The sequence below is a fragment of the Nonomuraea sp. LPB2021202275-12-8 genome (assembly GCF_037044575.1).
GTDB lineage: Bacteria > Actinomycetota > Actinomycetes > Streptosporangiales > Streptosporangiaceae > Nonomuraea.
Genome location: NZ_JBAHWD010000027.1, coordinates 13770 through 26828 on the forward strand (window position 1 = coordinate 13770; position 13059 = coordinate 26828).

10 protein-coding genes are annotated in these 13059 nt (G+C 72.7%); 7 read left to right on the forward strand and 3 right to left on the reverse strand.

Annotation, left to right across the window (positions count from 1 at the left end; genetic code table 11):
• Window positions 1-32 precede the first annotated feature (32 nt).
• The 7 genes from V5E28_RS35215 (at window position 33) to V5E28_RS35245 (ending at window position 10760) form a co-directional block, all read left to right on the forward strand.
• The gene (locus tag V5E28_RS35215) at window positions 33-2375 is read left to right on the forward strand and encodes an AAA family ATPase (RefSeq protein WP_336213503.1); all 2343 of its coding nucleotides are present in this window, start codon (window positions 33-35) and stop codon (window positions 2373-2375) included.
• A gap of 88 nt (window positions 2376-2463) precedes the next feature.
• On the forward strand, window positions 2464-3453 hold the full coding sequence (locus tag V5E28_RS35220) for an ABC transporter permease (RefSeq protein WP_336213504.1): 990 nt from the start codon (window positions 2464-2466) through the stop codon (window positions 3451-3453).
• Window positions 3450-4364, forward strand: a complete 915-nt coding sequence (locus V5E28_RS35225) for an ABC transporter permease (RefSeq protein ID WP_336213505.1) — start codon at window positions 3450-3452, stop codon at window positions 4362-4364. The genes V5E28_RS35220 and V5E28_RS35225 overlap by 4 nt, the downstream gene beginning before the upstream one ends.
• Window positions 4361-6427 carry an ABC transporter ATP-binding protein gene (locus tag V5E28_RS35230; RefSeq protein WP_336213506.1) on the forward strand — a complete coding sequence of 689 codons (2067 nt, stop codon included), beginning with the start codon at window positions 4361-4363 and terminating at the stop codon, window positions 6425-6427. Before V5E28_RS35225 ends, V5E28_RS35230 begins: the two co-directional genes overlap by 4 nt.
• An 18-nt stretch (window positions 6428-6445) precedes the next feature.
• Window positions 6446-8131, forward strand: coding sequence for an ABC transporter family substrate-binding protein (locus tag V5E28_RS35235; protein ID WP_336213508.1), 1686 nt, complete (start codon window positions 6446-6448; stop codon window positions 8129-8131).
• Between the two features lie 225 nt (window positions 8132-8356).
• On the forward strand, window positions 8357-9919 hold the full coding sequence (locus tag V5E28_RS35240; RefSeq protein ID WP_336213509.1) for a phospholipase D family protein: 1563 nt from the start codon (window positions 8357-8359) through the stop codon (window positions 9917-9919).
• A gap of 13 nt (window positions 9920-9932) precedes the next feature.
• Window positions 9933-10760: a PhzF family phenazine biosynthesis protein gene (locus tag V5E28_RS35245; protein WP_336213510.1), complete on the forward strand. Its 828-nt coding sequence runs from the start codon at window positions 9933-9935 to the stop codon at window positions 10758-10760.
• Window positions 10761-10770: 10 nt separating this feature from the next.
• On the opposite strand, the gene V5E28_RS35250 is transcribed toward V5E28_RS35245, so the two are convergent.
• Genes V5E28_RS35250 through V5E28_RS35260 form a run of 3 tightly spaced genes read right to left on the reverse strand, consistent with a single transcriptional unit; the run spans window position 10771 to window position 13041 of the window.
• Entirely contained in the window at window positions 10771-11631 is an 861-nt protein-coding gene (locus V5E28_RS35250) for a biotin-dependent carboxyltransferase family protein (protein WP_336213512.1), read from the reverse strand.
• On the reverse strand, window positions 11628-12248 hold the full coding sequence (locus tag V5E28_RS35255) for a 5-oxoprolinase subunit B family protein (protein WP_336213513.1): 621 nt from the start codon (window positions 12246-12248) through the stop codon (window positions 11628-11630). The genes V5E28_RS35250 and V5E28_RS35255 overlap by 4 nt, the downstream gene beginning before the upstream one ends.
• A gap of 37 nt (window positions 12249-12285) precedes the next feature.
• Complete coding sequence (locus V5E28_RS35260; protein ID WP_336213515.1) at window positions 12286-13041, reverse strand: LamB/YcsF family protein; 756 nt, start codon at window positions 13039-13041, stop codon at window positions 12286-12288.
• Window positions 13042-13059: the final 18 nt, after the last annotated feature.

Consider the following 13059-nt stretch of genomic DNA (forward strand, 5'->3'; position numbering starts at 1 on the left):
CGGTATAACCAGGGGCGGACCGGGGAGGCGTGATGCAGGAGTCCAGCAGGACCCGAGCCGCGGGACGGGCCGCGATGCGGGATCTGTTCGAACAGGTGCGGCTGCGCTATTTCCGGCTTCCCCCGGCCGTCCGCAGGGTGCTGTACGTGGCGGTCCTCATCGGCGCGGTAGGCATGGCCGCGGCCCTGGGCGGAGACCTGCTCAACACCTTCCTGATCACGGCGACCGTCCTCTGCTTCCTCGCGCTCACCCTGCGCTTCCCGCGTGCCGCCGCCACCGCCCTCGTGATCGCGGGCTGGTGCGCGCTGCTGGCGGTGTTCATGGCGCTCTTCCCGGCCAACTCGCTGGCCCCGACCCTGCTCATCCTGCTGGCCGTGCCGGTCGCCGCCGCCGCCCACCTGATCCGCTGGGTGACGCCGTGGGTGTCCGCGCTGATGGCGCTCGTGCCCGCCGCCGCGCTGGCCGCCGCCCTCTCGCCCGTCTCGGAGAACCTCGCGGTCTGGGCCGCCTACGCCGCCGCCGCCGCGGTCCTCGGCTACCGCTTCCTGCTCGCCCGCCGGGCCAGGTCGGAACTGAGCGCCGAGGAGCAGATCCGCGTACGGGCGCGCGAGGGCAGGCCGGAGACGTCGGCCGACAAGCAGCCGGCGCTGCCGCAGATCTCCGTCGAAGAGGCGCTCGCCGAGCTCGACAGCATGATCGGCCTGGCGCCGGTCAAGGAGCAGGTCCGCTCGATCGCCGCCTCCATCGAGGCGTCCCGGCTGCGCGCCGAGGCCGGCTACACCGCCGGCCGGCCGACCAGGCACTTCGTCTTCCTCGGCCCGCCCGGCACCGGCAAGACCAGTGTGGCCCGCACGCTCGCGAAGATCTTCTACGCGTTCGGCCTGCTGGAGACCCCCTACGTGGTCGAGGCGCAGCGGGCCGACCTGGTCGGCGAGTTCCTCGGCGCGACCGCGATCAAGACCAACGAGCTGGTGGACCGGGCGCTGGGCGGCGTGCTGTTCGTCGACGAGGCCTACGGGCTGATCAACTCCGGCGACGGCCAGCCCGACAGGTTCGGCGCCGAGGCCGTGCAGACGCTGCTCAAGCGGGCTGAGGACGACCGCGACCGGCTGATCATCATCCTGGCCGGCTACGAGCAGGAGATGACCTCGTTCCTGTCCAGCAACCCGGGCCTGGCCAGCCGGTTCGCCACCAGGGTGCGCTTCCCCACCTACTCGGCGGGCGAGCTGGCCGAGATCACCGAGCTGCTCCAGCGGCGCCGCGGCGACACGATGGGCGCCGAGGCGAAGGCCAAGCTGCTCATCCGCTTCGACGACGTGCACCGGCGGGGGCTGGTCGACGAGCTGGGCAACGCCAGGTTCGCGCGCAGCCTCGTCGAGGCCGCCGCCCAGGCCCGCGACGTGCGGGTGGTGGGCGCGGGCGGCACGCCGAGCACCGAGGACCTGGTGACGACCACGACGGCCGACGTGAGCAAGGCGTTCGACGAGCTGACCGCCCGCTTCCGCGGCTACGTCGCCACCCCCACCCTGGAGGAGGCGCTGGCCGACCTTGACGGGATGGCCGGGCTCGCGCCGGTCAAACGGCAGGTGCACGCCATCGCCGCCCAGCTCCAGGTGGCCCGGATGCGGCAGGAGCGGGGGCTGCCCACTCCCGCCCAGACGCGCCACTTCGTGTTCACCGGCCCGCCCGGCACCGGCAAGACCACCGTCGCCAGGGTCGTCGGCCGCGTCTTCGCCGCGCTCGGACTGCTGGCCAGGCCGGACGTGGTCGAGGCGCAGCGAGCCGACCTCGTCGGCCAGCACCTCGGCGCGACCGCGATCAAGACCAACGAGCTGGTGGACCGGGCGCTGGGCGGCGTGCTGTTCATCGACGAGGCCTACAGCCTGGTCAACCCCGGTTACTCCGGCGGCGACGCGTTCGGTGCCGAGGCCGTGCAGACGCTGCTCAAGCGGGCCGAGGACGACCGCGACCGGCTCGTCATCGTGCTGGCCGGCTATCAGCGCGAGATGGACGCCTTCCTCGCCACCAACCCCGGCCTGGCCAGCCGGTTCAGCCAGCGGGTGGCGTTCCCCAGCTACTCGCCGGCCGAGCTGTCGGAGATCGCCGTCCTGCTGGCCCAGGAGGCGGGCGACCGCTTCGACGACGACGCCCTGCGCGACCTCGACGAGGTCTTCGCCTGGGTGTGCGACGAGCGGCTGATCGACGGGCTCGGCAACGGCAGGTTCGCCCGGTCGCTGTTCGAGCGCGCGGCCATGCGCCGCGACGTCCGCCTGGCCGCCCTGGCCTCACAGGGCGAGTCCACCAGCTCCGCGGAGCTGACGACCATCACCAGCGACGACGTCCGCACCGCCGTGGACGAACTTTCCGGACGCTAAGCAGACGCCTCTTTGGCACTTGGGTGCGCCCATGAGCTCACATGGTGTAGCAATATGGCTACACGCCGTGCGCGTCTAAGGGGGGACGATGGCGGGGTTCCTGGCCCGCAGGCTGCTCAACGCCGTTGTGCTGGTGGCCGTGGCCGTCAGCCTCGCCTACCTGCTGGCGGCCAGCGCCCTCGACCCGCGCTCCAACTACGCCGACCGCACCCCCAAGCCGCCGCCCGCCGTCGTCGACGCGCAGCTCACCGCCCTCAATCTGAACGACCGCACCCCGCTGTTCCAGCGCTATCTCACCTGGGCGGGCGGAGTGCTGCGCGGCGACTTCGGCAGGAGCGTGACGGGCTCGCCGGTCAACGAGGACCTCGCCCGCCGCGCGGGCGTCACCTTCCGGCTGGTCGTGCTCGGGCTGGTCTGCGGGAGCGTGCTGGGCGTGCTCGTCGGCGCGTACGCCGCGGTCAGGCAGTACGGCTGGTTCGACCGGCTGTCCACGGGCCTGGCCTTCGTGCTGCTCGCGGTGCCCGTGGTGGTGCTGGCCAACGTGGCGATCCTGGCCGGCACCTGGGCCAACGACCGCGTCTTCGGCCATCGGGTGCTCCTGGTCGGCGGTGAGTACACCGCCGGGCTCGACGCCGGGTTCTGGGGCTCGCTGCTCGACCGGCTCCAGCATCTCGCCCTGCCGACGATCACGCTGTCGCTCGGGCTGATCGCGGTCTTCAGCCGCTACCAGCGCAACATGATGCTCGACGTGCTCGGCGCCGACTTCGTCCGTACGGCCATGGCCAAGGGGCTGAGCAGGCGCAGGGCGCTGATCCGGCACGGGCTGCGGACCGCGCTGATCCCCGTGGCGACCTACTTCGCCTTCACCTTCGGCGCCCTGCTCACCGGGGCCACCTTCACCGAGAAGATCTTCGGCTGGCATGGGCTGGGCGAGCGCCTGATCAGCTCGATCTTCACCAACGACGTCAACACCGTGGCGGCCATCGCCTGCCTCGCCGCGGTCGCGGTGCTCTGCGCCTCGCTGGCCGCCGACCTGCTGCACGCCGCGCTCGACCCCCGGGTGAGGGCCGCCGGATGACCCTGTCGGACGAGGAGCTCGCCGAGGAGCTGACCGGATCCGGCGCGGGGCGGGCCGGCGCTCCGTCCAGGCTCAGGGTGGTGGCGGGCCGGTTCTTCGCCGCCCGGCAGGGGCGGATCGGCTTCGCGGTGCTCGCGCTGATGTTCCTGCTCGCCTTCGTCGGACCGCTCTTCAGCCGGTGGACCTATACCGACAAGGACTTCCTGGCGTTCCTGCAGCCGCCGTCGGCCCGCCACTGGTTCGGCACCTTGCAGACCGGCGCCGACGTCTACGCGGTAACCCTGCGCGGCATGCAGAAGTCGCTGGTCGTCGGCATGCTGGCGGCGTTGGTGTCTACCGCGCTGGCCGCGCTGGTGGGCGCCTTCGCCGGTTACTTCCTCGGCTGGACCGACAGGGCGCTGAGCTGGCTCACCGACCTGCTGCTCGTGCTGCCCGCCTTCCTGATCCTGGCGATCATGTCGCCGTTGTTCGGCTCCGGGCAGTGGCCGCTGTTCGTGCTCATGCTGGCCCTGTTCCTGTGGATGGTCACCTCGAAGGTCACCCGGGGGATGACGATCTCGCTGAAGCAGCGGGAGTTCATCCAGGCGGCCCGCTTCATGGGCGTCCCGCCGGTGAAGATCATATTCACGCATGTGCTGCCCAACCTGTCGTCGCTGCTGATCGTCGACGCCACCCTGAACGTCAGCGCGGCGATCCTCACCGAGACCTCGCTGTCCTACTTCGGCTTCGGCATCCAGCCGCCCGACGTCTCGCTCGGCACGCTCATCGCCGACGGCTCCAGGACCGCCGTCTACGCGCCGTGGACGTTCTGGTTCGCCGCCGGGCTGCTGGTGGTCACCGTGCTGGCGGTCAACCTCATCGGCGACGCGCTGCGCGACGCGTTCGACCCCGCCGCGAGGAGGTCACGATGAGCCCGGTGCTGGAGGTGGAGGGCCTCGACGTCTCCTTCGGCGACGTGCGCGCCGTGCGCGGGCTGAGCTACACCGTGCGCCGGGGCGAGGTCCTCGGGATCGTCGGCGAGTCGGGCTCCGGCAAGTCCGCCGCCGCGGCCGCCGTCATGGGGCTGCTGCCGCGCGGCGCCAGGGTCGGCGGCTCGGTCCGCCTGCACGGCAGGGAGCTCGTCGGGGCGCCGGAGCGGGAGCTGACCGCTTTCCGCGGCACGACCATGTCGATGGTCTTCCAGGACCCGCTCTCCGCGCTCACGCCCGTTTACCGGGTCGGCGACCAGATCGCCGAGGCTGTGCGGATCCACCAGAAGGTGACCAGGGAGCAGGCCGCGGTCAAGGCGGTGGACCTGCTCGACCTGGTCGGCATCCCGGACCCGGGCAGGAGGGCGCTGGCCTTCCCGCACGAGTTCTCCGGCGGCATGCGGCAGCGCGTGGTGATCGCGATGGCCATCGCCAACGACCCGGACGTCATCATCTGCGACGAGCCCACGACCGCGCTCGACGTCACCATCCAGGCGCAGGTGCTGGAGGTGCTCAAGACGGCGCAGCGCCGGACGGGCGCCGCCATCGTCATGATCACGCACGATCTCGGGGTGGTGGCCGGCTTCGCCGACCGCGTGCTCGTCATGTACGCGGGCCGCCCGGTCGAGGTGGGAGACGTGGACGACGTCTACTACCGGACGCGGATGCCGTACACCGTGGGGTTGCTCGGCTCGGTGCCGCGCGTCGACGCGGGCGGACGGCAACCGCTGGTGCCGATCGTCGGCAACCCGCCCGCGCCCGCGGCGCTGCCGCCCGGGTGCCCGTTCGCGCCGCGCTGCCCGATGCGCGTCGAGGCGTGCGACGACCGGGAGCCGCCGCTGTTCGAGGTCGGAGCCGGGCACCAGGCCGCCTGCATCCGCTGGGACGAGGTGCGCCCCTGGGCGGACGACGCGGGCCGGGTGCCCCTGCCGTACGGCTCCGGTGCGGCACGGCCCTGGACGGGGCGGACAGAGGAGACGGACGACGCGCGGACGCGCGGGCGGCGGACGGTGCTGGAGGTCGACGGCCTGGTCAAGCACTATCCGTTGCTGAAGGGGGCGGTGTTCAAGCGCAGGGTCGGCACCGTGCACGCGGTGGCGGGGGTGAGCTTCGACATCCGCGAGGGCGAGACCCTGGGCCTGGTGGGCGAGTCGGGCTCCGGCAAGACCACGGCGCTGATGCAGATCCTGGAGCTGGCCGAGCCGCAGGAAGGCCGGGTCGTGGTGCTCGGCAGGGACACCGCCAGGCTGACCGGCGAGCAGCGCATGGCGATCAGGCGCGACATGCAGGTGGTCTTCCAGGACCCGCTGGCCTCGCTCGACCCTCGCATGACGGTCTACGACATCCTGGCCGAGCCCCTGAGGACCCACGGCCGGCGGGCGCCGGGACGGCGGGTGGGCGAGCTGCTGGACCTCGTCGGGCTGGACCCCTCCCACGCCGCCCGTTACCCGCAGGACTTCTCCGGCGGTCAGCGCCAGCGCATCGGCATCGCCCGCGCGCTGGCCCTGGAGCCCAGGCTGCTGGTGCTGGACGAGCCCGTCTCCGCGCTCGACGTGTCGATCCAGGCCGGCGTGATCAACCTGCTCGACTCGCTGAAGGCCGAGCTCGGGCTGTCCTACCTGTTCGTCGCGCACGACCTGGCCGTGGTGCGCTACCTGGCCGACCGGGTGGCCGTGATGTACCTCGGCAGGATCGCCGAGATCGGCCGCGTCGAGGCCGTCTACGGCACCCCCGCGCACCCCTACACGCAGGCGTTGCTGTCGGCCATCCCGCTGCCCGACCCGGTCCGCGAGCGCTCGCGCGAGCGCATCCTGCTCGAAGGCGACCTGCCCAACCCGGCCGACCCGCCGTCGGGCTGCCGGTTCCGCACCCGGTGCCCGAAGTTCAGGGGCGTGCTGACCGACGCGGAGCGGAGCCTGTGCGTGGACACCGAGCCCGAGGTGCGGGTGCTCGGCGAGGACCAGGGCGCGGCCTGCCACTACGCCGAGAAACTCGCAGTCGTCTAGACCCGGAGGAATTCGCCGATGAAAGCACCTCACCTGGCCGTGGCCGTGGCCCTCGCGCTGTCAGTGGCGGGATGCGGGTCAGGCGGCTCAGGAGGCGGCGGCGGCGGGCCCAGCAAGGGCGACGGGACGATCAAGGCGTCCGACGTCAACCCGCGCCCGCGCGACCAGGTCAAGGACGGCGGGACGCTGCGGTGGGGCATCAGCGAGTTTCCCGCGCAGTGGAACCGCAACCACGTCGACGGCAACCTCGCGATGGCCGCGGTGATCAGCAACGCGCTGCTGCCGTCGCCGTTCGTCTCCGACGACAGGGCCCAGATCTCCGTCAACCGCGACTACCTGCTCGACGCCCGCGTCACGGCCCGGGCCCCGAAGCAGGTCGTCACCTATAGGCTTAACCCGAAGGCCCGATGGTCGGACGGGCAGCCCATCACCTGGGCCGACTACCACGCCCAGTGGCACGCGTTGAAAGGCGACGACCCGGACTTCCGCCTCGTCTCCTCCACCGGCTACCAGGACATCGACAAGGTCCGGCGAGGCCGGGACGACCACGAGGTCGTGGTGACGTTCGCCAGGCCGTTCGGCGACTGGCAGGCGCTGTTCAGCCCGCTGCTGCCCGCCTCCACCAACAAGACTCCCGAGGCCTTCAACACCGCCTGGCTCAACAAGATCCCCGTGACGGCGGGGCCGTTCAAGTTCGGCGGCTTCGACCAGACCGCCAAGACCATCACGATCGTGCGCGACGACACCTGGTGGGGCGACAGGGCCAAGCTCGACCGGATCATCTACCGCTCCTCCGAGCAGGACTCGCTGATCGGCATGTTCGGCAACGGCGAGCTCGACATCACCGACGTCGGCCCGTCGGCGCCCGACTACTCCCGCGCCGGATCCACCCCGGGCGCCGAGGTGCGGCAGGCCGCCGGCCCCGACTTCCGCCACTTCACCTTCAACGGCTCCAGCGACCTGCTCCAGGACGCGCGCGTACGGCAGGCCGTGCAGCTCGGCATCAACCGGCAGGTCATCGCCCAGTCCGACCTGCAGGGCCTCGACTGGCCGATCACGCTGCTGAACAACCACTTCTTCATGAACACCCAGGAGGGCTATCAGGACAACGCCGGCAACCTCGGCGCCTACAACCCCGAGCAGGCCAAGCGGCTCCTCGACCAGGCGGGCTGGAAGCTGAACGGCGCCGTGCGCCAGAAGGACGGCCGCCCGCTCGAACTGCGTTTCGTGGTGCCGTCGGGCGTGCAGCTCAGCAAGTCCGAGGGCGAGCTGGCGCAGAGCATGCTCGCCCAGATCGGCGTGAAGCTCTCCATCCAGGCGGTGCCGAGCGACGACTTCTTCACCAAGTACGTGATCCCCGGCAACTTCGACATCACCCCGTTCTCCTACATCGGCACCCCGTTCCCGGTCTCCAGCAGCTACGGCGTGTACGCGAACTCGCCCGACGGCAAGGCCTGGAACGCCAACTTCGGTCGTACCGGGTCCGAGGCCATCGACGCGGCCATGGACCGGGCCGCCCAGAACCTCGACCCGGAGCAGGCGCGCGCCGACGCCAACGCGGCCGACAAGCTGATCTGGCAGGAGGTGAACGTCCTGCCGCTCTACCAGCGCCCGCAACTGGTGGCGGTGAAGGAGGACCTGGCCAACGTGGGCGCCCGCGGCTTCTACGAGCTTCGCTACCAGGACATCGGCTTCGCCCGGTAGCGGCCCCTCCGCCGGGTGAGGCCGACGTCGGCGCGCCGGACTGTCGGTGACGGCGTGTAGAACTGGGCGGATGACGATCAAGCTGACCTGGCCCCAGATCCTGTCGTGGCGGTTGCGCAGGCAGTTCGTCAGCGGTCCGGGAGCCTCCGGCGCCGTGGAGATCGCCGGCAGGCTCTGCGGCGTGCAGGGGGATTGCGCGCGGCCGAGCGGGGTAGCCGTGGGCGGATGGAGCTGGCGGAGTGGTTTCTCACGGACGAGGAGCGCGGCAATCCCGCGACCAAGCTGGCGCCCTGGACGACCGGCAACCTGGTACGCCCCCTCATCCACGGCGCCTCCTATTTCGCCGACCTTCAGGCCAGGGTGGACCGGTTGGGCAAGGACGACCTGCTGCTGTTCGCCGACTGGCGCGGCGACCCCGACGAACGGCTCACCGACGACGGCCCCGGCGTCGCGCAGGCGATGGCCGAGGCGTCGCGCAGGGGAGCCCTGGTCAGAGGACTGATCTGGCGCTCCCACCTGGACCGGCTGCGTTTCAGCGCCGAGGAGAACCGGCACCTGGGTGAGGAGATCGAGGCCGCCGGCGGCCAGTGCCTGCTCGACACCCGGGTGCGCCCAGGCGGATCCCATCACCAGAAGTTCGTCATCCTGCGGCACGACAGGCCCGAGCGTTTCGCCGACGATGTCGCCTACCTCGGTGGCATCGACCTGTGTCACGGCCGCCGCGACGACGCCGAGCACGGGGGAGACCCGCAGGCCGCGCCGATGCCGCGCGCCTACGGAGAGCGGCCGCCCTGGCACGACGCGCAGGTGGCGATCCAGGGCCCGGCGGTGGCGGAGGTGGAGAAGGTCTTCTGCGAGCGGTGGGAGGACCCCGCCCCGGAGACCCGCCAGCCGATCCGGCGCCTGCGCGACCACTTCGACCGGATGGACGACGTGCCGCCGCTGCCGCAGCCCGGCCCGCCCCCCGGCCCTGCCGGGACCCACGCGGTGCAGCTCCTGCGCACCTACCCCTACCGGCGCTCCGCCTACCCCTTCGCGCCCCACGGGGAGCGCAGCGTGGCCAGGGCCTATCACAAGGTGCTGGGCAGGGCGCGCTCGCTGATCTACCTGGAGGACCAGTACCTGTGGTCCACCGACGTCATCGAGCCGTTCGCCGCCGCCCTGGAGCGCGAGCCGGAGCTGCGCATGATCATCGTGGTGCCGCGCCACGCCGACCAGGACGGCTGGCTGGCCGGCCCCGCCAGCCTCATCGGCCGGGCCGACGCGCTGGCCAGGCTGCACCGGGCGGGCGGCGACCGGGTCGCCGTCTACGACCTGGAGAACCACGCGGGCACCCCGGTGTACGTGCACGCCAAGGTGTGCGTGGTCGACGACGTGTGGGCGACGGTCGGCTCCGACAACGTCAACCTCCGCTCGTGGACGTACGACTCCGAGCTGAGCTGCGCGGTCCTCGACGAGGAGCCCGACCCGCGCCCGCCGGGCGGCGCCCGCAGGTTCGCCCGCGACCTGCGGCTGACCCTCGCGGCCGAGCACCTGGACCGCGACCCGGCCGGCCTCGACGACCTGTGCGATCCGAAGGCGGCCTTCGACGCCTTCGCCGAGTCGGCCGCGAGGCTGGACGCCTGGCATCGGGGCGGGCGTCGCGGGGAGAGGCCGCCCGGCCGGGTGCGCCCGCACCCGCGGGCCGAGCTGAGCCGTCTGGCCAGGACGCTGGTGCTGCCCCTCTACAGGGTCGCGGTCGACCCCGACGGGCGCCCCCCGGAGCTGCGCCGCTCGAAACGCTTTTGAGACACTCACCGATATGTTGCGCCCATTCCGGCAAGTCGACGTGTTCACCGATACGCCCTACCACGGCAACCCGCTCGCGGTCGTGCACGACGCCGAAGGGCTGAGCGGCGAGGAGATGCAGCGGTTCGCCAACTGGACGAACCTGTCCGAGACCACCTTCCTGCTGCCGCCCACCACGCCCGAGGCGGACTACCGGGTCCGCATCTTCACCGCCTCGTCCGAGCTGCCCTTCGCCGGGCACCCCACGCTCGGCACCTGCCACGCCTGGCTGGAGGCGGGCGGCGTGCCGCGCGAGGCGGGGACGGTCGTGCAGGAGTGCGGGGCCGGGCTGGTCCGCGTCCGAGACGAGGGCGCGTCGCTGGCCTTCGCGGCGCCGCCGCTGCTGCGGTCGGGACCGGTGGAGGACGACCTCGTCCAGGACATGGCCGAGGCGCTCGGCATCCCCAGGGGCGAGATCGTCGACGCCGAGTGGGCCGACAACGGGCCCGGCTGGGTGGCGATCCTGCTCCGCGACGCCGAGGCGGTGCTCGCGTTGCAGCCGCAGCGGGTGCCGGTCGACGCCGGCGTCGTCGGCCCCTACCCGCCGGGGTCGCCGCACGCCTACGAGGTGCGCGCGTTCTCCCCGATCCCCGGTGGCGTGACGGAGGACCCTGTCACCGGCAGCCTGAACGCCTCCGTCGCCCAGTGGCTGCTGCGCACCGGCCGCGTCTCCGCCCCCTACGTCGCAAGCCAGGGCACGGCGCTCGGCCGCACCGGGCGGATCCGCATCACCACGGAGGGACAGGACATCTGGGTGGGCGGCTCCGTGATCACCTGCGTCAGCGGCCAGGTCGAGCTCTGACGCCCGGCCGTCAGCGCGCGGGCCGGCTGCTGAAACGTACCTCGTCACCCGGCCTGAGCTGGGCGGCGACCGCCAGGTCGGCCTCCGACACCACCGCGATCACCGGGTAGCCGCCGGTCGGCGGGTGGTCGGTGAGGAAGACGATGGGCTCGCCGCTCGGCGGCACCTGCACGGCCCCCGTCACCATGCCCTCGCTGGGCAGCTCGCCCTCCTTGGCCCGCGCCAGGCCGGGCCCGCGCAGCCGCACACCCACCCGGTTGCTGTCCTGGCTCACCTCGTACGGTCCCGCGCACATCGAGGCGAGGGCGCCGGGCACGAACCAGTCGTCGCGCGGCCCCGGAAGCACCCGCAGCACGGCGGGCCTGGGGCCGCGCGGCGGCGCCAGATCCACGTGGATGCCGCCCGCCCCGGTGGGGGAGCCGACCGGCAGCACCGTGCCCGCCCGCAGCGGCGGCGGCCCGAGCCCCGACAGCGAATCGGTGGAGCGGCTGCCCAGCACCGGCTCCACCGCGATCCCACCGCGAACGGCCAGATAGGTGCGCAACCCCCACGACGGCGCCCCGAGCCGTACCTCGCCCCCCTCGGGGACCCAGAACGGCGCGCCCATCCCCGCCCCGCGGGCCGTGCCGCTCGATACCGGGCACGGCGCGCCGGCCAGCGCCACCCAGGCCCCCGCCAGGAACCGCAGCCGTGCCAGCCCGAACGTCAGCTCGACCCCCGCCAGCCCCTCGGAGTTGCCGACGAGCCGGTTGGCCAGCCGCAGGCTGCCCGCGTCGGCGGCCCCCGAGCTCGGCACCCCCAGATGGGCATGACCGTGCCGCCCCAGGTCCTGGACGGTTGCGAGCGGGCCGGGCGCGAGCACCTCGATCATGCGGCCTCGAACCGCACGCGGGTGCCGGGCCGGAACGGCGTCGGCGGATCGGCGGCGACGTCCCACACCCGCAGCTCGGTGCGGCCGAGCAGCCGCCAGCCGCCGGGGGAGGCCGCCGGATAGACGGCGGAGTAGGGGCCGGCGACGGCCACCGAACCGGCGGGCACCGAGGTGCGCGGCGTCGCCAGCCGGGGCGCGTGCAGCACCGGATCCAGGCCGATCAGATAGGCGAACCCCGGGGAGAACCCCAGCCACCCCACCACCAGCTCACTGCCGGTATGCCGGGCGACCACCTCGTCGGCGGAGATCCCGGCGATCCGCGCCACGGACTCCAGATCCGCGCCGTCGTAGACCACGGGGACCGTCACCACGCCCTGTCCCGCCCCGGGCGCCCGCGCGGGCGCGCCGGTCCCGCACCGGGCCAGCAACTCCCCCAGGCGGGTCCGCAACCTGCCCTGGTCGGCTCCTGGAGCCACCACGAGCACCGTCTCCGGCCCCGGCACCACCTCCACGACCCCGTCCGGACGCTCGGCCCGCAGCGCGGCGTCCAGGCGGTGTGACACGTCGAGCGCCCCGGTCTCCACGAGCAGGCCGTGCTCTCCGGCCCGCCGGATCACACCGCCACCATGCCCGGGCGAGCGCTCACGCGCGTGGTCATGTGAAGGCCTGCAGCACCACTCCGGCCCCGAGCAGCCCGTCGCGAACGGCGCGAGCCAGGCTCATGGCGTCCGGGGTGTCGCCGTGCACACAGATCGAGCGGGCCGAGACCGCCACCTCCTGGCCGTCGACGGAGGTCACCGTGTGCTCGACCGCCATCCGCACGGCGCGGGCGGGGACCTCCGCGGCGTCGTGGATGACCGCGCCGGGCTCGCGCCGCGACACCAGCGCGCCGGCCGAGGTGTAGGCGCGGTCGGCGAACGCCTCGGCGACGGTGGGGACGCCCTCGGCCGCCGCCACCTCGTGCACGACCGACCCGGGCAGCGTCAGCACCGGGAGCGACGGGTCGTAGTCGGCGACCGCGTCGATCACCGCGGCGGCCTGCTCCCGGTCGCGGCAGATCCGGTTGTAGAGGGCGCCGTGCGGTTTCACGTACGAGACCCGCCCGCCCATCGCCCGCGCGATGCCGTCGACGGCGGCGAGCTGGTAGAGCACCTCGGCGCAGAGCTCCTCCGGCTCCATCTCCATCTCCCTGCGCCCGAAGTGGGCCAGGTCGCGGTAGGACACCTGCGCGCCGATCGTCACGCCGCGGTCGACGGCGGCCGCGCAGGTGCGCCTGATCGTCACCGGATCGCCGGCGTGGAATCCGCACGCGATGTTGGCGCTCGTGACGATGTCGAGCAGCGCCATGTCGTCGCCGAGCCGCCAGATGCCGAAGCCCTCGCCGAGGTCCGCGTTGAGGTCGATCACCATGCATCCCATCATGGCGGT